Annotated in this window: 12 protein-coding genes; 4 read left to right on the top strand and 8 right to left on the bottom strand. The window is 73.4% G+C overall.

Features of this window, described 5'->3' with window-relative positions; genetic code table 11:
* Positions 1-377: 377 nt before the first annotated feature.
* The 4 genes from OG780_RS06530 to OG780_RS06515 all read left to right on the top strand — a co-directional run bounded on the left by OG780_RS06530 (position 378) and on the right by OG780_RS06515 (position 4,938).
* On the top strand, positions 378-2,474 hold the full coding sequence (locus OG780_RS06530) for a glucose PTS transporter subunit IIA (RefSeq protein ID WP_328445601.1): 2,097 nt from the start codon (positions 378-380) through the stop codon (positions 2,472-2,474).
* Positions 2,475-2,585: 111 nt separating this feature from the next.
* Positions 2,586-3,455, top strand: a complete 870-nt coding sequence (locus tag OG780_RS06525; protein WP_328445599.1) for a PRD domain-containing protein — start codon at positions 2,586-2,588, stop codon at positions 3,453-3,455.
* Between the two features lie 312 nt (positions 3,456-3,767).
* Entirely contained in the window at positions 3,768-4,559 is a 792-nt protein-coding gene (locus OG780_RS06520) for a hypothetical protein (RefSeq protein ID WP_328445597.1), read from the top strand.
* Entirely contained in the window at positions 4,552-4,938 is a 387-nt protein-coding gene (locus OG780_RS06515; RefSeq protein WP_328445595.1) for a GntR family transcriptional regulator, read from the top strand. Before OG780_RS06520 ends, OG780_RS06515 begins: the two co-directional genes overlap by 8 nt.
* 99 nt (positions 4,939-5,037) lie before the next feature.
* Here OG780_RS06515 and OG780_RS06510 read toward each other — a convergent pair whose 3' ends face one another.
* The 8 genes from OG780_RS06510 to OG780_RS06475 all read right to left on the bottom strand — a co-directional run bounded on the left by OG780_RS06510 (position 5,038) and on the right by OG780_RS06475 (position 21,926).
* Positions 5,038-5,391 (bottom strand): transcriptional regulator, encoded by a 354-nt coding sequence (locus tag OG780_RS06510; protein ID WP_328445593.1) that lies wholly within the window; start codon positions 5,389-5,391, stop codon positions 5,038-5,040.
* Complete coding sequence (locus OG780_RS06505) at positions 5,388-5,858, bottom strand: hypothetical protein (RefSeq protein WP_328445591.1); 471 nt, start codon at positions 5,856-5,858, stop codon at positions 5,388-5,390. Before OG780_RS06505 ends, OG780_RS06510 begins: the two co-directional genes overlap by 4 nt.
* A 307-nt stretch (positions 5,859-6,165) precedes the next feature.
* Positions 6,166-7,203, bottom strand: coding sequence for a class I SAM-dependent methyltransferase (locus OG780_RS06500; protein ID WP_328457930.1), 1,038 nt, complete (start codon positions 7,201-7,203; stop codon positions 6,166-6,168).
* Positions 7,204-7,373: 170 nt separating this feature from the next.
* Entirely contained in the window at positions 7,374-8,651 is a 1,278-nt protein-coding gene (locus OG780_RS06495; protein WP_328445589.1) for a glycosyltransferase, read from the bottom strand.
* Positions 8,648-9,493: an alpha/beta fold hydrolase gene (locus OG780_RS06490; protein WP_328445587.1), complete on the bottom strand. Its 846-nt coding sequence runs from the start codon at positions 9,491-9,493 to the stop codon at positions 8,648-8,650. Before OG780_RS06490 ends, OG780_RS06495 begins: the two co-directional genes overlap by 4 nt.
* Positions 9,494-9,496: 3 nt before the next feature.
* A complete protein-coding gene (locus tag OG780_RS06485; RefSeq protein ID WP_328445585.1) occupies positions 9,497-9,832 on the bottom strand; it encodes an acyl carrier protein in 336 nt (111 codons plus the stop codon).
* Positions 9,829-14,496 (bottom strand): beta-ketoacyl synthase N-terminal-like domain-containing protein, encoded by a 4,668-nt coding sequence (locus tag OG780_RS06480; protein WP_443062301.1) that lies wholly within the window; start codon positions 14,494-14,496, stop codon positions 9,829-9,831. The genes OG780_RS06485 and OG780_RS06480 overlap by 4 nt, the downstream gene beginning before the upstream one ends.
* Before the next feature lie 164 nt (positions 14,497-14,660).
* A complete protein-coding gene (locus OG780_RS06475; protein ID WP_328445581.1) occupies positions 14,661-21,926 on the bottom strand; it encodes an SDR family NAD(P)-dependent oxidoreductase in 7,266 nt (2,421 codons plus the stop codon).
* Positions 21,927-22,444 lie beyond the last annotated feature (518 nt).

The following is a 22,444-nucleotide window of genomic DNA, read 5'->3' as shown; positions in this document are numbered from 1 at the left end:
GGGCGTGTCCCTGCGGCGGCCGGCGGCCGGCGGTCTGCTCCTCGCCCGCGTGCGCGCGGGTGCTGCCCCTGGGCCGGGCGCCGGGCCGGAAGGTCGCAGAATGCTCCGGCGCTGCCCGGCGCCGAGTGCCCACCGTGTGGTCGCGTGGTGATGGTCACGAACACATCGGAGCCTCGCCGCGCTGCTATAGTCATTTCCGATCGATCTCGATCGCAGGATTGTTACTCCCTACGGACGCCACCGGCGTCCGGTCCGAGGGAGGCAAGGCCTGGGTGGCGCCTCGTGCGCGACCCGGGCCTTTTTTGTTGCCACGGTCCGGGCGTGAGAGATCGCGGACCGATGCAGGATCGCGACAACCAGGGATGCAGTGACGCAGCATGAACACACCAACATCCGAAATGCTGGCGGAGAAGATCCTCCGCGGCGTCGGCGGCCCCGAGAACATCGAGAGCCTCACGCACTGCGCGACGCGGCTGCGCTTCCAGCTCCATGACGGTGGCAAGGCCGACCAGGCCGCGCTCGACGCCCTCGACGGCGTCATGGGCACCGTGCCGCAGTCCGGCGACCGCTTCCAGATCGTGATCGGCGGAGCCGTCGCGGGCGTCTACTCCGACATCATGAACCTGCCGTCGATGAGCGGCGGCGGCACGCCCCGCCCGCAGTCCGACGCCGAGGTCAAGGCCGAGATCCGCGCCAAGGGCCGCGGCCGCTTCGCCTGGCTCGACAACTTCTTCGAGTACCTCTCGGACTCGTTCCGCCCGCTCCTGGGCGTGCTGCTCGGCGCCTCGCTGATCATCGCGATCGCCTCCATGCTCGACGCCTTCGGCATCGTCGACTTCCGGTCCGCGGACAAGTCCGCGACCTGGGTCTTCGTCGACTCGATGTGGCGCTCGGTGCTGTACTTCCTGCCGATCATGGTCGCCTACAACGCGGCCAAGAAGCTGAAGATCGACCCGTGGGTGGGCGCCACGGTGATGGCCGCGGTGATGACCCCGAACTTCACGGGCATGATCGGGTCCAAGACCCCCGGCGTCACCACCACGACCAACGCGACCCTGGGCACCTCGGAGTCCGTGGCGCACGTCTTCGGGCTGCCGATGCAGCTCAACGACTACGGCGGCCAGGTGTTCGTACCGCTGCTGATGGTCGCCCTGCTCGCCCTGGTCTACAAGGGCCTGAAGCGCGTCTTCCCCGAGAACGTGCAGATGGTCTTCGTACCGTTCTTCAGCATGCTGATCATGATCCCGATGACCGCCTTCCTCATCGGTCCCATGGGGATCTGGGCCGGCAACGGCCTCGGCACGGGTCTGTCCTGGCTGAACGGCAACGCCCCGATCGTCTTCGCCATCGTCATCCCGCTGCTGTACCCCTTCCTGGTGCCGCTGGGTCTGCACTGGCCGCTGAACGCGCTCATGCTCGTGAACATCAACACCCTCGGGTACGACTTCATCCAGGGCCCCATGGGCGCGTGGAACTTCGCCTGCTTCGGCGCGACCGCCGGTGTCCTGCTGCTGTCGATCCGTCACCGTGAGAAGGACATGCGCCAGACCGCCACCGGCGCCCTGGCCGCGGGTCTGCTCGGCGGAATCTCCGAGCCGTCGCTGTACGGCATCCACCTGCGCTTCAAGAGGATCTACCCGCGCATGCTCGCCGGGTGCCTCGTGGGCGGCCTGATCGTGGGCATCCTGGGCGGCGTGGACACCAAGGCCTTCGCCTTCACCTCCCTGCTGACCATCCCGGTCTTCGACCCGATGATCAAGTACATCATCGCGATCTCGGCGGCCTTCTTCACCTCGATGGCGCTCGTGTACTTCTCCGACTACCGCACCAAGGAGGAGCGCGCCCAGGTCAACGACGAGCGCGACGCGGCCGAGGCCGCCGCCAAGGGCGAGGTCGCCGTCCCCGCCCAGACCGTGCCGGCCGAGGAGCGTGAGCTCGTCGCCGTCGGCGCCGCGCCCGCCGCCACCAGTGGTTCGGCTTCCGCGGGCTCCGTCGCGGCCGACGTTCCCGCCGCCCGCAAGGGCCTCGAACTCGCGGCGCCCGTCGCGGGCCGTGTGATCGGCCTCGGCGAGGTCGAGGACCCGGTCTTCGCCTCCCGCGCGCTCGGCGAGGGCGTGGGCATCGAACCGGCCGACGGCCACGTCGTCGCCCCGGTCGACGGCGAGCTGATCACCGTCGCCGGAACAGGACACGCCTTCGGCATCCGCACCACCGACGGCACCGAGGTGCTCGTCCACATCGGCATCGACACGGTGAAGATGAACGGGAAGGGCTTCGACGTACGCGTCGAGGCGGGCCGGAAGGTCTCCACAGGCGACCTGCTCGCCGAGGTCGACCTCGGCGCCGTGCGCGCCGCGGGGTATTCGACCGTCACCCTGATGACCGTCCTCAACACCGCGGACATGGCCTCGGTCGAGCCGCACACAGGGCAGGACGTCACCGCGGGCGCCCCTGTGGTGACCGTGCGGCGGTGATCATCCGCCACTGATCCGGTCCGGCGCGTGCACGCTCCCCGAGAGGGGACGCGTGCACGCGCCGGACCGGTTCGGGAGAGGATGGAAAACGGACGGAAAGGAGGGCCGACGGTGAAGGCTCTGCGTGTCCTGAACAACAACGTGGTCCTCGCGAGCGACGAGAAGGACCAGCCGGTCATCCTCACCGGGCGCGGCATCGGCTTCAGCTCCCACCAGGGCAAGCCCGTCGACCCCGCGCTGATCGAGCGTGTCTTCGTCCCGGCCGACGACCGCGGCTCCGGCCCCGCCGCCGATCCCCACCATCTGGCCGAGGCCCTCGCCCTCATCAGCGAGGAGGTCCTGGAGGCCGTCGTGACCGCCCTCGGCGATGTCGGCATCGAGGGGCGCGAGTCCACCCGCCCCACTCTCGCCATCGCCGTCGCCGACCACATCGCCGGCGCGCTGGACCGGGCCGCGCGGGGCATCGTCATCGAGTACCCGCTGCGCGCCGAGGTGCAGACCCTGTACGCCACCGAGTACGCCCAGGCGCAGCTTCTGCTCCAGGCCGTCAACGAGCACGTGAGCCCGCGACTGGATGCCTCCGAGGCGACCCCGCTCGCGCTGCACCTGGTCAACGCGGGCTTCGTCTCGGGCGACCTGTCCTTCACGTACACGATGACCGGGGTCATCCAGCAGATGCTCGCCGTCATACGGGAGCGGTACGGGATCGACGTCTCCCACGAGGCCATGAGCGTGGCGCGGTTCATCACCCACGTGCGCTACCTCTTCGTACGGATCCAGCAGCACCGGCAGCTCACGGGCCACGAGTCCACGATCGGGAAGGGCATTCGCCAGTACTACCCCGAGGCGACCCGCACCGCGCAGCAGCTGGCGACGATCGTCGAGCTGCGTCTGGGACGGCGTCTGAGCGAGGACGAGGTCTCCTACCTGGCGCTCCACGTGGCCCGCATGACGATGGAGGCCGACGCCACCGCCGCGTGAGACCACGAGACGGAGCGGACGTGCGGTCCCGCGCACCTCCGCCGCTCGGCGGGGGAGCCCCCGGCGCCCTCAGCGCCGCCCGCGCGGTCCCGTCGTCGATCCGGTGCCTCAGCCGGTCGAGGAGCGCGGCTCCGTGGCGCAGCGTGCGCGCTCGACCGGGCGACGCACGCCCGTGTCGGGTTTTCTGCGCGCGAGTCCTTCCCCCGGCCTGCCGCTCTCCGCCTCATCTTGTATCGCATGTTTGACACAAGATTTCTTCTACGGCATCTTGTACTCGCCGCTTGGTACAAGATGATCCGAGGAGATCTCTCCATGCTCGACGACGCCCCGCTCCAGAGTCGCTTCCTCGATCACGCGGACCACTACGCCCGCTGGTCCGGCCTGGCCATCGGCATCATCGCCGCACAGGGGCTGTCCACACTGGGGGACATCGAGTTCGAGCAGCGCGTCGTGTTCTGCATCACGGCCTTCGGCCTGTGCGCGGTGGCAGGCGTCCTTCTCGCCGATGCGCTGACCCTGGTCCCCCAGGATGCGGTACGCACCGCGAGTCTCGCCCCGCGCCTGGTCAGAGACCATGTGCCACCGCGCATGGGCCCCCTGATCGCCCTTCAGGGGCTCTCGCTCACCGTGCTACTGGCGATCGCGGCCGTCACGGCCTCCGTGGACTCCGACCGCATCTTCACCACGGGGAAGGTCGTCGCCGTCACCTGCAACGGGATGCGGGCGTCCCTGGGCCCCTGGCCCGGCCTGTACTACAGCCTTCCGATCTTCGGCGCACTCGCCATAGCCACTCCCACCTGCGTGTGGGCCCTGCGCCGCATCGCCCACGGACCGGGCATGGAGCAGCAGCGTCGCGACCGCGCGTGGGCGGTGACCGGGGCCTGGGGCCTGCTGGTGTCGAGCCAGCAGCTGTACGCCGTGCTGATGCTCTCCGTCTCGCTGACGGAGACGGGCTGCCCCGGTGCGATGGGCGCGCTCACCTTCTGGGTGTTCTACCCGCTGGCCCTGCTGAACCTGTTCACCGTCGTCTGGTCCCTGGTCACCTTGGTGGCACCCCGGGCCGTCAACGACCACGCGGCGGAGGAGTCACCCGACCATGCATGAGCCCGTCGTCCGCGTCGACACCACCAGCCAGGTGCCGCCGTACGCGCAGATCCGCGCCCAGCTCGGCGCGCTGATCCTCACCGGCCGGCTGGCCGAGGGCGACCGGCTGCCGACCGTGCGCCAGCTGGCCACGGACCTCGGCCTCGCACCGGGCACCGTGGCCCGCGCCTACCGTGAGCTGGAGGCCGCCGAGCTGATCCGCACCCGCCGCGGGGCGGGCTCCCGGGTCGCGGCACCCCCGGCCGGCCCGTCCCGCCCCGACGCCTCCCAACTCACGACCCTCGCACGCGACTTCATCTCCTCCGCCCGCGCGCTGGGAGCCGACACCGAGGCCATCCTGGCCGCAGTCCGCGACGCCTTGGGGCCGGACCGTCCCTGACGGTCTTGTGCGCGGTCGGCTGTGGGCACGCCGGGGTGTGGGTACGTCGAGGCGTGGACGCCGGCCGGCCTGTGCCCCGTCAGGCGCCCAGCGGTATTTCTATGTCCGCTCCCCGTCGGCGCCACCGGTGTTCTGCGTCTCGGCTCCGGCTCGGCGGGCGGCTTCGGTCAGTGTTTCCAGGGCGGTCAGGTGTGCGGTGAGCGCCGTGCGGCCGGTAGGGGTGAGGGCGAGCCAGGTGCGGGGCCGCTTGCCGAAGTAGCCCTTGCGGACGTTCACGTAGCCGGCCTTCTCCAGTGCGGCGACCGTCTTGCTCAGTGCGGAATCGGTGACCCCGCAGTAGTCGCGCACCGTGCTGAACTCGGCCTCGGCGCAACCGGAGAGGAACGCGGCCACCGTCAGCCGGGTGGGGTGGTGGATCTCCTTGTCCAGGCCGGGCGGACCCGCGCTGGTCACGACGCCTCCCGGGCGCCGGCACGCGCATGGTAGGCCTGCATCCAGGAGACCGCGCCGGCCACCACGCCGAATCCGGTGAACGCTCCGGCGCCACCGAAGAGGAGGGCCCCCGCCAGGCCCGCGGCGAAGGGGATCAAGGGCAGGACCCACGCGTGCCACGCGGTCCCGCGCTCGCGCCGGGCGAACCACGGCGCGACTCCCGAGGCGCGCTGCACCCTCCAGGTCACCACGAGGAAGGCGCCCGCGCAGAGCAGCGCGGCCGCGAGGATCCAGCCCTGCCACCGGGGCCACACCGACGCCAGGCCGAAGCCGCTCATGGCCGCGGCGAGCAGCAGGCCGTGGGCGGCGGGATACCAGGCCGGCACCGACCGCGCCGACTCCCGTGCCGCGTTCTCGGCGGCCCGCGCGGCGCGCAGTGCCGCGGCGGCGGACTCGGCGCCGGGCCCCGTCGCTCCTGAGGTGCTCATGGGTTCTCCAGCTTCCGTGCGACGGGTGCGCTTACACATGCCAGACTGGCATCTACTTTCCAATCTGGCAAGTAGTTTCCGTCTTGGCGTGTCCAGGCGTACGGGAGCCCCACCGGAACGGATCCGACGTGGCTCTCGTCAGCGCAAGTACGCAGGTGAACACCGCCCCGCCGGGTCGGCGACCGCGCGCCGACGGTCACAGTGGGGAGCCCGGGGACGGCTTGCTCAGCGGGTCCACGCCGGGTTCCGGGCGCGTGATGACCGACTCCCCGCCTGTCCGCCCACGGCTTTCGGAGCCGTACACGGGTCAGTCCCGGCGGGCCACCAGGCGGTAGGCGTTGGACACGCCGAGCCGGTGCGCGAGCGGGCGGACCGCGAACCGGTCCAGCAGCGTGGCCAGGACCAGGGCAGGGATCCCCGCGACGAGCAGGGCCGTACGTCCGGCCCGCCGCAGCGCGCCCGGCGGCCTCGGCAGCCAGGGCGCGTCCTCGCGCGGAACGGCGTGGTCCAGCGCCAGCCAGACGGCGGCGAGCAGGTCCACCGGATCGTGCGGCTCGGCATGCTGCTGCGCCACCACCGTGAACCCCAGATCCGCCAGTCGGTGGCGCAGATTGGCGACCGGCACGAAGTGCAGGTGCTGCGGCTGGAGCCAGGGCAGCCACCAGCGGCCCAGCAGTCGGGCGTAGCGGCTCTCGGGGTCAGGGACCTCGATGAGCAGATGGCCGCCGGGCCGCACCGCCTGCCACGCGGCCCTCAGTTCACGGTCGGGGTCGGTGCTGTGCTCCAGGTAGTGGAACATGCTCACCACGTCGTAGCGGGCGGCGAGTTCCGGTGCCAGGTCGGGGAATGCGCCGCGGTAGCCGTGCTCCACCCGGCCCTCGCGGGCGGCGAGTTCGACGCCGTCCGTGAAGTCGAGACCGTCGAACGCCGTGCCGGGCAGCACCTCTCGGGCGGTCGCGCAGAAGTGGCCGTGCCCGGTGCCCACGTCGAGCCAGGTCTTCGGGACGGAGTCGTACGGCAGTATCGACTCGGCGCGGTCGCGGTACATCCCGGCGCGGCCGCCGAAGGTGTCGCCGAGTCTCTTCTCGCCGAGCCCGTCGTAGAAGTCGCGGTAGTAGAACTCCAGCCCGGCCTCGCTCAGCCGGGGGTTCTGGAAGACGTGCCCGCAGGCGTCGCACCGGTCGAGGACGAACCGGCCCGGCTTGTGCTGGAGCAGGTCGGTGGTGCGCAGACGGGTGGTCAGCAGACCGGAGCCGCACCAGGGGCAGGTGGTGCGCGGCGGCTCGAAGAAGCGGCCCGTGCCCTCGGCCAGATCGGCCAGGTAGCCGGGGCGCAGCCCGGCCACCCGCTCGGCACGGCTGGGCTCCCTGACCGGTTCCCTGACGTCCTGACCGGCCGGCTGCTCGGGGGCCTGTCCGGCCGGTTCCCTGGAGTCCTGTCCCGCCGGTTCGCCGGCGGCGTCCTGCCCGGGCGGCTGCTTTGCGGCTTGCCCGGTCGGTCGATCCGTCTGATCACTCATCGGTACTCCCAGGCGAGTTGTTCGAGGCTGTCAGCCGCCGCCGTTGCACCGCCGGCGGCGCGGAACGCGGTACCGATCCGCTCGGCGGCCGCGCGGTGCCCGGGTTCGTGCAGTACGGCGTCGAGCGCGGCGCCCAGCTTGGCGGCGGTCACCCGGCCGAACCTGACCCGGACGCCCGCCCCCGCGTCCACCACCTGCCCGGCCACCACCGGCTGGTCGTCGCGGATGGGCGCCACCACGAGCGGAACCCCGTGCCACAGCGCCTCGCACACGGTGTTGTGACCGGCATGGCAGACCACGGCGTCGACCCTTTCGAGGAGGGCGAGTTGGGGTACAGCGGGCAGGACCAGCAGGTCCTTGTCGTGGTGGCCGGGCGAGGGTTGATCGTCGTACGGAGCCCTGGTGCCGTACGGAGCACCGCTGCCGTCCGGGGACGGGATGTCGCCCCGTGGCGAGGCGGCGTCCGCGCCCAGGGTGTTCCCCGGGTCGACGACGACCCCCTGCACCCGGTCGGCCCGTGCGCGCAGGGCCTCCCGGCAGACGGCGAGGAAGCGCCCGCCGGCGTCCGCGTTCGCGGTGCCCAGAGTCACCAGCACCGTGGCCCGGCCGGGGTCGAGCCAGTCCCAGGGGAAGCCGGCCGTGACCGGTCTGGCCGTGATCGAGGGGCCGACCCAGCGGATCGGGCCGCCCCGCGCGGCGGCCGGCGGACCGGCCAGCTCCACCGTGCTGAACGCCAGCACCAGATGCGGCGAGAACCGCGGATCGGTGTCGCCCGCCGGATCCCCGACGGACCCGCGCAGGCCCGCCAGGCGCTCCGCCAGCCACTCCGTGACCCTCGGCAGCCCGGCCAGCGGGTCGGCGAACTCGGCCGAGGTGGTCGCCGACGTGGCCCACGGCAGCCCCGCCCGCTCGGCGACCAGTCCACCCGAGAACGCCTGCTGGTCGGCGACGACCACGTCCGGACGGAACGTCTCGACCGCCGCCCGCACCCCCGGCGCCATGGCCTCGGCCAGCGGCAGCAGATACCGCTCCCACAGGAACTTCAGCGCCTCCGGCCCCCGCAGGTCGGGAGGCCGCCGCGCCTCGCCCACCCCCGGTACCGGCCCGGCGCACGGGAACACCGGGGCCCGGTCACCCGCGAGGCGTCCCACGAGACCGGGGTCGGCGCAGGCCCACGCCACCCGGTGCCCGCGCGCGAGCAGCAGGTCGGCGACCCCGACGGCCGGGTTGATGTGCCCGACCAACGGCGGTACCACGAACAGGAATCCGCTCACCGGGCCTCGGCCCCCACGCTCCGGGCCGCCGAAGTCCCCTGCATCAAGGCCGCCGAAGTCCCCTGGATCAGAGCCAGGATGTGACCGCCCACGGTCCCGGCCGCCTCCACCAGAACCGAGTGCTCGTGCCCCGGGATCACCACCGTCCGGCAGTCCGGCAGCAACGACCCCAACCAGGGCGCGAGTTCGGCGAGGTCGGAGTCACCCCCGTACACGCCGAGCACGGGACGGCGCATCGCGGCGATCTGATCGTCCGTCAGGACGCGGCTGGCCGGGATGTCCTGTCCGAGGGTGGTGTCCCGGGCGAGCCGGGCCGCGCCCCGGGCCAGCCGGGCCGTGTTGTGGCCACGGTTCGCCGTGATCCACGCGAGGGCATCGAGCTCGTTGTGCGCCAGTTGGGCCACCACCCGGTCGAGGATGCCGCCGAGCTTCGACGCCCAGGCGGCGGTGGCCGGTTCGGACTCGATCAGGGACACGCTGGCCACACGCTCCGGGTGGCGGGCCGCGAAGCCGAAGGCGATCGTCCCGCCGTAGGAGTTGCCGACCAGGTGCACCGGTCCGGTCACCGCCAGCCGGTCCAGCAGCGCCCGGAGGTCGTCGATGTTGTGGTCCAGGGTGTAGCCGTCGGGCGGGCGTTCGCTGCGGCCGTGGCCCCGCAGGTCGTACATGACGACGTCGAGGCCGGCCGCCGCGAAGGCGGGCGCCACGGTGAAGTAGTAGCTGGCCAGGCTGTCGGTGAGCAGACCGTGGACCAGTACCGCGGTCGCGGTGGCCGCCCGGCCGTCCCGGGGGCCGATCCGCTGTACGTGCAACCGGAGTCCACCGGTGTCGACCATCGCCATGCGTCAGCTCGCCTCCGCCGCCTTCAGGCTGGTCACGACGTAGGCGACGAGCTGCCCCACGGTGAGCCCGATGATCTCGTCGAACTCCATCCCGGCCAGGAACTCGGCGAAGTTGACCCGCCCGCCGTACCGCTCCTCCAGCAGCCCCGACAGCGTCACCAGGTCGATGCTCTCCAGTTCCAGATCGCGGTTGAACGTGGTCGCCATGCCGATCTCGACGTCGTCGAGGCCGTACTCGTCCTCCAGGAGCCGGGCGAGCAGTCCGGCGATGTCGGCGAGGACCAGGTCCGCGTCGGCGGGGCGTGGGGCGGCGTCCGCGGGGTGGGGGGTGGCTTTCATGGGGCGTACTCCTCCTCGTGGGGGTGTCCCGTCAGTCCGATCGGTTCTGTGGTCCAGGCCACGACATAGGTCCGTTCGGTCAGTCCGGGCGGGTTCGCGGCGGGCGCGCACCGCACCGCGTAGGCGCGTTCCAGGCGTCCGGAGACGATCAGCTCGTCCCCGGCCGGTGCCGCCTCCAGCACGGCGAAGTCGCGCGGCCGGCCGCCGAAGCCGGTGCCCTCCGCCTTGGCGACCGCCTCCTTGGCGGCCCAGAACCGGGTGAACCACAGTGCCTCGGTAGCGGTATGGGTAGCGGTACCGGTACCGCCGCCGGTGGCACACAGCGTGCGCAGCAGCCGCAGTTCGTCCGCGCCGAGCGCCGTCGCCATCGCCTGCGGGTCGCGGGCCGTGACCTCCTCGATGTCGATGCCAGGACCGGGAGCGGGCGTGTGCGGCCGTACGATCGCCACGCCCGCCTCGGCGCGGTGGGCGAGGGAGACGTCCAGCGGGGGCAGTTCCCGGCCGTGCACCCCGGTGACGTACGGGCGGCCCATGCTGTCGTTGCGCACCCGCAGCTCCGCGGGAAACACCGGGCCCTCGCCGTGGTCCCACAACCATTGCCGTACGGCGTCCTTGACCGCGATCCGGCCCAGCAACCACTGCCGCCGGCCGCGCGGCGCGTGCCCGGCGTACTCCGAACGCTCCTGTCCGCCCAGCGAGTTGCGCATGATCAGGTCGCGCGACGCCAGATCCGGCCACCGTTCGTGCACCAGTGACCAGCCGCCCGGACGGGCCTCGGACAGGGTGTTGCGCCCGGGGAAGCGCTCCACCGGCCGGGTGTGCGGATCGTTGTCGAACCTGCGGTCCTGCCAGCCGCGCAACTCCGCCCACACCGCACCCGCCACCGAGAGCTGTACGTCGGCCTCCAGCACGGTGTCGGTGAGCGAGGTGATCCGCACCAGACACGCCACCTTCGTCCCCGGGGCAGGGTGCGGGCCGTGGAAGCGCATCTCCCGCATCCCGACCGGGAACACGACGGTCCGCTCGGAGCGGGTCGCCATGATCCAGTAGCCGAGGATCTGGCCGACGTTGTCCAGCAGGGCGCCGGGCGCCGTCGGGGTGGTGATGATCCCGCGGATGTGCCGCTCGCCGAGCGCGGTGAGTTCGGTGACTCCCTGGAACGCCGGGCCGTGGAACATCCAGCGCTCGCCGTACAGTTGCGCCGCGGTGTGGAGGGGCGCGCGTTCGCTCGCGAGGTCGGTCCGCCAACGGGCGGGCGGCGGGGCCGGGTAGCCGGTGGCGAGTTCGACGGTGGCGCGGGCCCGGGGACCGAAGGACACGGCCAGGCGGTCCGGTGCCACCGGCTCGACCGTGACCTGTACGTCGACGGCGGGGGTGGCCGTCAGCCACTCCTCGAACCGGGCGCCGTGCACGGCGACCGGCACCTTGCCCGGCGCCGCCCGCCGGGCCGCGTCCATCAGGTGGTGCACGATCGTGGTCGCCGGGACGACCGGCCAGCGGTCGGCCATGTCCGGCCAGCCGGCCCGCTGGGGGAAGAAGCAGTGGTCGAGCAGGTACGGCATGGTCTCCGGGGAGACGCGGACGACGGAGGTTCGTACGAGGGTGCCCGTCGTCGCGTCGCCGACCGCCGTTCGCGTCTCGGCGAGGGGTCTGGAAGCCGGAACGGAGACGGGGGCAGAGACGGGCACGGGCACGGGGACAGCGGCGGGGTCGGGGGGAGGAGGCGTGGCGGTGGCGGCCGGCCGGCGGGCGGGCCGCGCGGTGATGAGCGCTGCCGCTGTGTCCGCGGTTTCCCGCAGCAGGGCGTCCAGTTCGGCGGCGCCGGGGAACCGGTCGGTGAGCCCACGCAGCGCACCCGGCGCGTACCGGGCGGGGGTGCCCGGAGCGGGGACGGCCGCTCCCAACTCGGCGCGCAGCTCAGCCAGTTCCGGGCCGTCCAGCGAGATCAGCGCGCCGTCCAGGTCGAGTCGCACGGGGGGCCGCGAAGACAGCGCGCCGCCGTCGGCGGATCCGGATCCGGCTCCTGAAGTGGTCTCCGTACGGGGCCCGGTGGGCAGGGCGGGGGCGACGGCTGCCCCCGCCGTCCACAGCGCGGCCGCCACCCGGCGCAACTGGGCGAGGCCGGTGTGTCGGGGGGAGTTGGCGGCCACGGTCAGATGGTCGCGGTCGCCGAGGGTGTCGCCCACGAGCGACCCGAGCTGCCCGGGGCCCACCTGGACGAAGGCCCGGTGCCCCGCCGCGTACAGGGCCTCGGTCAACTGCCGGAAGCGCACGGGTTCCAGCAGGTGCCGGACGAACAGATCGCGTACCTCCGCCTCCCGTTCGGGGAACGGCGCCGCGGTCGTCCCCGACCACACCGGGACGGTCGCCGGATGCAGCCGGAACCGCCGCGCCGCCTGTCTGATCGGCCCGAGGTAGGGCGCCAGCATCGGCGTGTGGAAGCCGGACCGGAACGGCAGTACCTGGCCGAGCACACCGCGGGCCCGGAACGACCGGACGAAGTCCTCGACTGCGCCGTCCGGCCCGCACACCATCGACTGGCCCGGCGCGTTGTCATGGGAGAGCACCAGGCCGGCGCCCGCGAACTCCTCTTCCAGGGCGGCCAGTACACGCTCCGCGGGCGCGCCGACGGCACCGAACGCGAGACCCGGCACCGTCACCGTGTCCGGATCGAAGCCCGCCATGAAGGCGTCGACCTCGTCCCCGGAGTACAGCCCGGCCACCGTCATCGCGGTCCACTCGCCGACGCTGTGCCCGGCGACCGCGTCCGGCACGACACCCAGGCGACGCAGCGCCGCGTCGAGCAGGCGTCCGACGGCCACCACACCGAGGCCGTGCCGGCCCACGTCGCCGACGGGGTCGCCCTCGTGCGCCGCCTGGGGCAGTCCGAAGTGCGCGGCCACGTCGTCGACGCGCGCGGAGAACTCGCTCTCCAGACCGGGGAAGACGAAGACGAGCTTGCCGTGCCCGGGACCGAGCAGGGGGCCGGGCCGGAACCAGACGTCGCCCCGGCCGTGCCAGGCGCGGCCCCGGCCGACCGCCCGGCGGGCCAGGGCCAGCCGTTTCGCGGTCGGGTCGACGATGCCCAGCCGGGCCCGGCCCGCGGCCGGATGGGGAAGAGCGGGGTCGAGTCCGGCGGCGCGTACCGCGGCGTCGTCGGTGTCCAGCAGGGCGGCGAGCGGTTCCGGACCGTCCGCGGCGAGCAGCAGGACCCGCTCGGGCTCGGCGACCCGCACGGCCGGGCGCCCGGTTGCCGGAGCGGGCGCCGTCGTGACGGGCGCCGGTGCCTCCTCCAGCACCACGTGGGCGTTGATCCCGCCGAAACCGAAGGCGTTCACGGCGGCCCGGCGCACCGGGTGGCCGGGCGAGATCTCCCAGGGGACGGCCTTCTCCAGCGTACGGAAGCGGGTCGCGGCCAGTGCCGGATGCGGGTCGTCGCAGTGCAGGGTCGGCAGCAGCGTCGCGTGGTGCACCGCGAGGGCGGCCTTGACCAGTCCGGCCACCCCGGCGGCGGGCATGGTGTGCCCGATCATCGACTTCACCGAGCCGATCACCGCGCGCTCTCCGCCGGATCTTTCGGCCGGGCCGAACACCGCTCTGAGCGTGGCCAGTTCGGCCGCGTCGCCGGCCGGGGTCGCGGTGCCGTGTGCCTCCAGCAGGCCGACCGAGCCGGGCGCGGCCGGGTCGAGTCCGGCGGCGAGCCATGCCTGCCGCACGGCATTCGCCTGACCGCCGGGATCGGGGTTGACCAGGCCGGCGGCCCGGCCGTCGCTCGCCACCCCGGTGCCCCGGATCACCGCGTAGATCCGGTCGCCGTCGCGCCGGGCGTCGGCCAGCCGCTTCAGTACGACGACCCCGGTGCCCTCGCCGACGAGGAGGCCGTCGGCGTCCCGGTGGAAGGGGCGGATGCGCTCGCTGGGGGAGAGGGCGCGCAGTTGGGAGAAGACGCTCCACAGGGTGATGTCGTGGCAGTGGTGGACGCCTCCGGCGAGCATCAGGTCGCAGCGCTCCGAGGAGAGTTCGCTCACCGCCTGGTCGACCGCGACCAGCGAGGAGGCGCAGGCGGCGTCCACGGTGTAGGCGGGGCCGCGCAGGTCGAGCCGGTTGGCCACCCGGGAGGCGGCCAGGTTGGGCACCAGGCCGATCGCCGACTCGGGGCTGTCGGGGCCGAGACGGTCGGTGAACGCCGTTCGTACACGGCGCAATTGACTGTCCGTCAGCTCCGGTAACAGCTCGCCCAGGGTGCGCACCAGTTGCCCGGCCGTGCGCACCCGCTGGTCGAGCCGGACCAGGCCCGGGGTGAGGTAGCCGCCCCGGCCGAGAACGACGCCGACGCGCCGCCGGTCGGGAAGCCGGTCCGGGCCGCCCGCGTCCGCGAGGGCCGCGGCGGCCACGTGCAGCGCGATGAGCTGGTCGGGCTCGGTGCCGGCCACCGAGTTCGGCATGATCCCGAACCGGGTCACCTCCACCTCGGCCAGCGCGTCCACGAACCCGCCCCGGCGGCAGTACACCTGGTCGGCGACGGCCGGTGCGGACGCGGTGCCGGGGCGGTAGTACCCGGCGTCCCAACGCCCTTGCGGCACCTCTCCGATCGCGTCCACGCCGTCCCGCAGGTTGAGCCAGTACGCCTCCAGATCCCGGGCCCCCGGCATCAGCACCGCCATGCCGACGATGGCGACCGGAACCTGTCGCCGCGTCACCGGCTCTCCCGCCGCACCCGCCGTCCGATCCTGCTCCTGGCCCGTCACGGAATCCTTCGCCCGGTGCGTCACCGGACTCGCCCCGGGATCCGTCACCGAACCCGCCGAGGGATCCGTCACCGGACCCCTCACCAGCCCGAGGCGGTGTAGACGACGGCGGTGACCGACGGGTCGCCCCAGGCGAGTTCACGCAGCAGGGCCGCGGTGCCCTCCTCGGGGTCGATCAGGCCGATGCCCCGGCGGCCGTAGGCGCGGGCCAGCTCCGGTCCGACCATGCCGCCGTGCCGGGCGGCGGGCGCCCAGGGTCCCCAGTGCACGGTCAGCGCCCGGTGCCCGGTGCGGGCGGCCCAGGCCGAGCCGAGGGTCTGGAGCGCGTCGTTGGCCGCCGCGTAGTCCGCCTGGCCCCGGTTGCCGAGGACGCCGGAGATGCTGCCGAACAGCACACTGAACGCCGGTCCGTCGGGCAGTTCCTCCAGTGCGGTGAGCAGGGCGTCGGCGCCGGTCGCCTTCGTGCCGTAGACCCGCTGGAAGGACTCGGGGGTCTTCTCGGCGATGATCCGGTCCTCGATCACCCCGGCCGCGTAGACGACCCCGTCGAGGCGGCCGTGCTCGGCGTGGATGTCCTTCACCGCCTGGAGCACCGCCTCCGGCTCCCGGAAGTCGACGCAGCGGTAGCGGACTTCGCTTCCGAGCGCCCTGAGCTCCGCCAGCGTCGCGGTGATCTCCCGCTGGGCGAGGAGGAGTTCGGCGGCCTGGTTGATCGCCGCCGGTCTCGTCCCGCCGCGGGCGGCGAGGGCCGTGCGCAGTTCGGCCGGGGTACGGGCGGCGGCCGTGTCCGGGTCCTCCGGGCCGTCCGGCGCGGGCGTCCTGCCGAGCAGTTCGAGCCGGCACCGGCCGGCGGCGGCGATGGCCGCGGCGCACTGCGCGGTGATGCCGCGTGCCCCGCCTGCCAGCAGGACCACCGCGTCCCGGTCCAGGCCGAGCGCGGCGGCTTCGGCCGCACCGGCACCGGCCGGGCCCGCGCCGGTGCCGCCGAGGATCCCCAGCGGTGACTCGACGAGCTCCAGGCCGAACCGGCCCTCCGGCCGGCGCAGGACGACCGGGGCGAGGTCGGACGCGCACAGCTCGTCGACCAGCGCGTCCGCGAGCAGCAGCGCGTCCGCGGCGGTCAGCGTGTCCGTGACGGCCGACGTGGTCACCACCTCCACCGTCCGCGCGACCGTCGCCGGGTACTCGCGCGCCACGGTGCGGAAGAGGCCGCGCAGCCCCGCGGCCGCCGTGTCCGGCGTGTCCCCGCCCACGGCCCGCAGGGCCAGCAGCCGGCGCGGTTCCAGGGCGAGGGCGGCCTTCAGGACGGGGAACGCGTCCGGAAGCACCGGCGCGCCACCCGTGACGAGGTAAAGGACCCCGTCCACCCGGCCGTCTTCCGGGGTGAGCAGATGCTCCCGGTCGCGTACGACGACGTCGGCGCCGTACGAGGTGAGCCGGGCGCCGATCTCGGGGGCGTCGCCGAGGACGGCCCACCGCGTCCCGGACAGTACGGCCGCCGGATCCGCGGCTCCATCCTCCTGCCCGAGGGGCACCGGCCGCAGCAGGTACCGCTTGGGCGCCTCGCCGCTCACCGTCGCGGCGTTCACCGCATCGCCGTTCACCGCTTGGCCGTTCACAGCTTCGCTGGTCGCCGCGCGCACGGTCTCGACCGTCCCGGACACCTCCGGTGCCTCGATTGTCCCGGACGCCTCAGCCGGCTCGGCAGCCGCAGAGGTCTCGGCCGTGTCGGCCGCCGGGATCGCCCCGGCGTCCTCGGCGGGAGGCGTGGTCGGCTCGGCGGGGCCGGAGAGCCGCGCGGTCAGCCAGTCGGTCACCGCGGCGGCCGTCCGTGCCTTCGCGAGATCCTCCAACTCGGCGTCGTCGAGACCGGTGAGGTCGGCGCCGTCCCCGGCGCCGAGGCGCCGGGCCAGTTCGCCGGCTATCTCGGCCCGCTTGATGGAGTCGATGCTGAGGTCGGCCTCCAGGTCGAGATCGGGCTCGATCATGTCGAGGGGATAGCCGGTCCGCTCGCTGATGATCTCCAGGACCACCTGCTGGACGTCGACGTCCTGAACCGGCGCCGACCCGGTGGGGGATGCCTGGTCGGCCGGCGACTCCGTGGCCCGGAGTGGTGGTGACATCGGCGGCTCCGCCTGGGGCGCGGCGGCCGTCGTGTCCCGCGGTGACGGCGGGGCGACGGGCGCGGGTGGCGCGGCCGTCCGTTCCCCGGCCACCGCTCCGAGGTAGGTCATCAGCACGTCACGCTGGGCGGCGACCATCTCGCGGCTGGTGCGCAGGAATTCGGTGATCAGCGCGTCCTGGGCGTCCTGGCGGTCCTGGTAGTACATGTCGTTGCTGTCGTTGCTGTCGTTGCTGCCGTGCATGCCGTGGCGGCCGTCCCGGTCGGACGGGACCGCGTGCGGGGGGTTCGTCGGCACAGTCGTCTCCACGACTCGTCGGGCCGGTGCGAGCGCACCGGGAAGGAGGTCTCCGGCGGCGGTGCGTACCAACTGTCCGTCGACCGTCCAGCCGGGCCGCTTCGGCACCGGCGTGCGCACCGCGTCGACGGCGTCGCGGCCCCGCAGCAGCCAGCCGGTGCGCACCGGCAGCCCGGCGACGGCCAGTCGGGCCAGGGCGTCCAGCCAGCCGCGCAGGCCGCTGTCCGGGCGCGGCTCACAGGCGGCCGTCCGGTGCGGCCGGTCGCCGAGGATCTGTCCGACCAGCCCGGTCAGCACGGATCCGGGGCCGGCCTCGACGAAGATCCGCGCGCCCGCCTCGTACATCGCCTCGATCTGCTCGACGAACCCGACCGGGGCGCCGATCTGCGCGGCGAGTCCGGCCCGTACCGCGTCGGGGTCGGCGGCGTACGGCGTCGCGGTGCGGTTGGCCCACACCGGGAACTCCGGCGCGCGCACCGGACGGGCCGCGAGCGCCTCGGCGAACCGGGCGCCCGCACCGGCCACCAGAGGGCTGTGGAAGGCGCAGGCCACGGGGATGCGCCGGGCGTCGTACCCGGCCTCGCGCAGCAGACGCACGGCGTCCGTGACGTCGTCGGCCGGGCCGGATATCACCGTCTGGCGGGGCGAGTTGCGGTTGGCGACGACCACGGCGGCCGGGGCCTCCACAGCCCGAAGGGCTCCCACGACCTCCGCCGCGCCGGCCGTGACCGCGGCCATGGTCCCCGGGTCCGCTCCGCGGTCCGCCCCGGCGGCCGCGAGGATGGCCGCCGCCCGTTCGGAGCTGAGCGCGAGCAGCGTCTCGGGGCTCAGGGCGCCCGCCGCGCTCAGGGCGACCAGTTCGCCGTAACTGTGCCCGGCGGCCATGTCGGGCCGCACCCCGGCCGTGGTGAGCAGGGCGTGGGCGGCGAGTCCGGTGATGCCGAGCGCGGGCTGTGCGGCCCGGGTGTCGGTGAGCGCCGCCCGCTGCCGCTCGCGTGCGCCGTCGTCGAAGGCGGCGGGCGGGTACAGCCGGCCGGCGTGGTCGGCGCCGAGTTCGAGATAGTGGCGCAGCTCGGGGAAGGCGACGAACAGGTCGGCGAGCATTCCGGGGCGCTGGCTGCCCTGACCGGGAAAGAGAAAGGCGACCTTGCCCTCGGCCGGGCCTTGGGCGAGATGGACGCCGTGCGCGGGATCGTGTTCCCCGGCCAGCGCCTGGCGCAGCCGCCCGGTCAGTTCGTCCACGTCCGCAGCCACGACCGCCACCCGCGCCGGATCCGGACAGACATCGGCCCGGCGGGCCGCGCTCAGGGCCAGGTCGCGCAGCCGCCACGGCCGGCCGTCGGCCTCGGCGGCCCCGAGCAACTCCTTGACGGCCCGGTGTGCCGCCGCCGTGTCCCGGCCCCGGAACACGAACAGTTCGGCGGGCCATTCGTCCAGCGCCTGCGCGGGTGCCGCGCCGTCCGCGTACGCGCCGAGCACCACATGGAAGTTGGTGCCACCGAAGCCGAACGCACTGACACCGGCGAGCCGTTGCGGGGCCGGAGCCGCCCAGGGCCGGGCCCGGGCATGGAAGACGAACGGGCTGCTCTCCTCGTCCCAGGCGGCGTTGGGGTGCTCCAGATGCAAGGTGGGCGGCCGGACGCCGGTGTACAGCGCCAGGGTCGCCTTGATCAACCCGGCCAGCCCGGCGGCACACTTGGTGTGTCCTATCTGCGACTTGACCGAACCGAGCACACAGCTCCCCGGCTTGGCCCCTGCCTTGCCGAACACCTCGCCCAGGACGGTCAGTTCGGTGCGGTCGCCGACCACGGTCCCGGTGCCGTGCGCCTCGACGAGACCGACGTCCGCCGGTGAGACACCCGCGTTGCGGTAGGCCCGCTCCAGCGCCGAGCGCTGCCCCTCGGGGCGGGGCGCGGTCAGGCCCAGGGAGCGGCCGTCGCTGGAACTGCCGAGGCCCTTGATCACTCCGTAGATCCGGTCGCCGTCCCGTTCGGCGTCCGCGAGCCGCTTCAGGACGACGCAGGCGACGCCCTCGCCGAGTGCGATGCCGTCCGCCGAGCCGTCGAAGGAGCGGGAGCGCCCGGTGGGGGAGAGCGCGTGCACCGAGGAGAACAGGACGTAGTCGTTGATGCCGTTGTGCAGGTCGGCGCCGCCGCACAGCACCACATCGCTGGTGCCGCCGGTGAGTTCCTTGCAGGCCACGTCCACCGCGGCCAACGAGGAGGCGCAGGCGGCGTCGACGGTGAAGTTGGCGCCGCCGAGGTCCAGCCGGTTGGCGATCCGGCCGGAGATCACATTGGCGAGCATGCCGGGGAAGGAGTCCTCGGTCAGCCGGGGCAACTGGCCGTCGAGGCCTTCGGGGACGCGCCCGTGGTACGACGGGAGCACGGCGCGCAGCGTGGCCGCGTTGGACAGGTCGCTGCCCGCCTCCGCGCCGAACACCACCGAGGTACGGGAACGGTCGAACTCCCGTCCTCCGTCGCCGTATCCGGCGTCCTCCAGGGCGCGCCGGGCGGCCTCCAGGGACAGCAGCTGGACCGGCTCGATGCTGCCGAGCGACGCCGGCGGGATGCCGTAGCGCAGCGGGTCGAAGGGGATACGGGGCAGGAAGCCGCCCCACTTGGAGGGGACGGCACCGCCGGAGGGGGCGGCTCCGTCGTCGCCCTGCCCGTAGTGCACGGCCGGGTCCCAGCGCTCGGGCGGGACCTCACCGACCGCGTCCCGGCCGCCGACGACGTTCGCCCAGAAGGTGGGGAGGTCGGGCGCCTGCGGGAACATACAGGCCATCCCGACGACCGCGATGTCCAACGGAGGGGGCACCACCGGCTCCCGGGTCCCGGACCCGCCCGGCCGCTCGCCCAGCCGGTCGCGCAGCCCCGCCGCCCGCCGCGTGAGGAAGCCGGCGGCCCCGGAGGTCACCGACTCGTGCAGCGCCGCGACGGTGGTGGTGGCCGAGCGCAGCACGGCCACCTCCCCGGCCATGAACATGCCGTCGGTGAGCTGGCGCGCCTCGCCGACAGACCTGAGCGCCCCGCTGCCGTCCCGTTCCACGCCCTTGCTCGCGAGGCGCAGCCGCCCGATGTTGAGCTGCTCCAGTTCCTCCCAGATCCGCCGGTCGGCCGCGCCCGCGGACCGCAGCCGACCCTCGTGCTCGCGGTACCCGTCGGTGAACGAGCTCGGCAGGCAGCGGGTGGCGTGGCCGGGGGCGGTCTCCAGGAGTGTGGTCCGCTCGGCGGCCCGCACCTGGCGCTGGAAGAGCGGCTGGATCGCGCCGCGCGCGACCGCCTCCTCGGTGAACAGGTACGCGGTGCCCATGAGGACCCCGACGGCGGCCCCGCGCGAGGTCAGCGGGGCCGCGAGCGCGGCGACCATCGCCGCCGAGCGCTCGTCGTGGACACCTCCGGCGAAGAACACCTCCAGCGCCTCCGCGGTGTTCCCGCCGTACCCGTCGCCCGCATCCTCGCCGCCGCCCTTACCGCCCGTGTCATTCCTGCCGTTCCTGCCGCTCTTGTCGGCCGCGTCGTCCAGGAAGTCCTCCAGGACCGCGAGTTGCGCCTCCCAGAGCGGGAAACTGCCGCGCGGACCGACGTGCCCGCCGCACTCGGAACCCTCGAACACGAACCGGCGGGCCCCGGCCTCCAGGAACTGCCGTAACAGCCCCGGCGAGGGCACGTGCAGGAAGGTGCGGATCCCGTCCCGCTCCAGCGCCTGTGCCTGGGAAGGCCGCCCGCCCGCGATGACGGCGTGCGTCGGCCGCAGCTCCCGTACCGCCTCCAACTGGGCGGCACGCACCTCCTCCGGCGCGAAGCCGAGCACGCCGACGCCCCAGGGCCGCCCGGCCATGGCGGCCCGGGTCTCGGTCAGCATCGCCCGGGTGCGCGCGCCGTCCGCCAGCGCCAGCGCCAGAAACGGCAGCGCGCCGTCCTCGGCGACCGCCGCCGCGAACTCGGCGCGGTCGCTGACCCGGGTCATCGGTCCCTGCGCGACGGGCAGCCGGGTGCCGAGTGCCCGGCTCATCGGGGAGCCCGTGCCCAGTGCCCCGGCGGCCGTGTCGTCGCGTACGACGTCGCGCACCGCGTCCGTCAGAGCGCGCACCGTCCCACGTACATCCCCCCAGCGCCGCGCGAACCGGGCGGCGAGGAAGCCGTCCTGACCCACCGGCAGCAACTGGGTACGAGGATCCTGTGCGCCCAGTGCCGCCGCCACCGTCTCCGGGTCGGTCCCGGCGATGCGCGGCGCGTCCGGGCCCCGCCGGAGCAGCACCCGGTGACCCGCCAGCACCGTCGTCTCCGAACCGTCCAGGGGCCGCAGTTGGGCCGCGGCAGCCTCCGGCAGGGAGGACTCGGCCAGCAGCGCGAGCTGGCTGTCCAGCACCACCCCGGCCGCCCCGCCGGCCATCGCTGCCGCCGCCGTCCGGGGGCCGATTCCGCCACAGGCCCAGACCGGGAGCGGCACGTCGGGCGCGGCGAGCAGCCGCTGGAGCAGGACGAAGGTGCTCAACTCCCCGACCCGGCCGCCGCATTCGCTGCCGCGGGCGATCAGCCCGTACGCCCCGGCGAGCACCGCGGCCCGCGCCCCGTCGAGGTCCGTGACCTCGACCAGCACACGGTGGTCGGCGGTCAGGTCGCCGGCCTGCCACGGCGCGTCGACCGCGAGGACCACCGTGTCCGGCCGACCGGCGTCACCGGTCCCCGGCGCGAGGTCGGCGGGGTCCAGCCGGCAGCGGGCGCCGATCCGCACCCCGAACGGGCCCGGTGCCAGGCGGTGCAGGCGTTCCAGCGCGTCACGGGATCTTCGGTCCCCGTCGCCCAGGTCGAGAACGCCGAGCCCGCCGGCCCGGCACACCGCCGCGGCGAGCCGGGCGTCGGGTTCGCCGAACGGGGTGATGCCGATGATCATGTCCTCGGAACGCACAGCAGACGTCATGATTCTCCGAATCAAGCTGAGACTGCATGGTGGGGGATGCGGTACGACAACGATGGCGGCGCGTCGGATTCCAGCGGGACCTGCGGAAACCCGGGAACATCGGTCTATTGAGCCTGCTCGAAACGCGTTGAAAGGTAGCCCTGTTGTTACTGGCTGGTCAATGTTGAACCAGTGGGACGGTGTACGGGCGCATTGATTCGGTCAACCGTGGACGCCGGAAGAGGTGCCGGGATTCGGGGCAATTCCTTGATGGTGGCGTCTCGTTCACTCCCCTCACACATCATCGAAACGCCAATAGGTGAATGAGGAACTTTCTCTGGTGCGGCATGTCCGAATCGAGGCGCACTTTCCCTTCGGGTGGTGGACACGGGAAATTCCATGTGTCGATCTTGAAGTGGCCGGGAAGGGTGCGTGCCGGGCGTCTTACGGGCCTCGTACGGCCACGGCACGCGGCGCAGCCGGCCATGGGCCAGAGCTCCGCACCGGAGCCTCGCTTTGTCGGCAGCCCGGCCCAGGAC

The organism is Streptomyces sp. NBC_00386, from assembly GCF_036063235.1.
Taxonomy (GTDB): Bacteria; Actinomycetota; Actinomycetes; order Streptomycetales; family Streptomycetaceae; genus Streptomyces.
The sequence above is the reverse complement of the archived record's forward strand: the minus strand, read 5'-3'. Positions and strand labels throughout refer to the sequence as shown.

Excerpts from the sequence above, each read along its gene's own strand:
- OG780_RS06530 (WP_328445601.1), top strand. The coding sequence starts at position 378 with ATGAACACACCAACATCCGAAATGCTGGCGGAGAAGATCCTCCGCGGC.
- OG780_RS06520 (WP_328445597.1), top strand. The coding sequence starts at position 3,768 with ATGCTCGACGACGCCCCGCTCCAGAGTCGCTTCCTCGATCACGCGGAC.
- OG780_RS06515 (WP_328445595.1), top strand. The coding sequence starts at position 4,552 with ATGCATGAGCCCGTCGTCCGCGTCGACACCACCAGCCAGGTGCCGCCG.
- OG780_RS06505 (WP_328445591.1), bottom strand. The coding sequence starts at position 5,858 with ATGAGCACCTCAGGAGCGACGGGGCCCGGCGCCGAGTCCGCCGCCGCG.
- OG780_RS06490 (WP_328445587.1), bottom strand. The coding sequence starts at position 9,493 with ATGGCGATGGTCGACACCGGTGGACTCCGGTTGCACGTACAGCGGATC.
- OG780_RS06485 (WP_328445585.1), bottom strand. The coding sequence starts at position 9,832 with ATGAAAGCCACCCCCCACCCCGCGGACGCCGCCCCACGCCCCGCCGAC.
- OG780_RS06480 (WP_443062301.1), bottom strand. The coding sequence starts at position 14,496 with ATGGCGGTGCTGATGCCGGGGGCCCGGGATCTGGAGGCGTACTGGCTC.
- OG780_RS06475 (WP_328445581.1), bottom strand. The coding sequence starts at position 21,926 with ATGACGTCTGCTGTGCGTTCCGAGGACATGATCATCGGCATCACCCCG.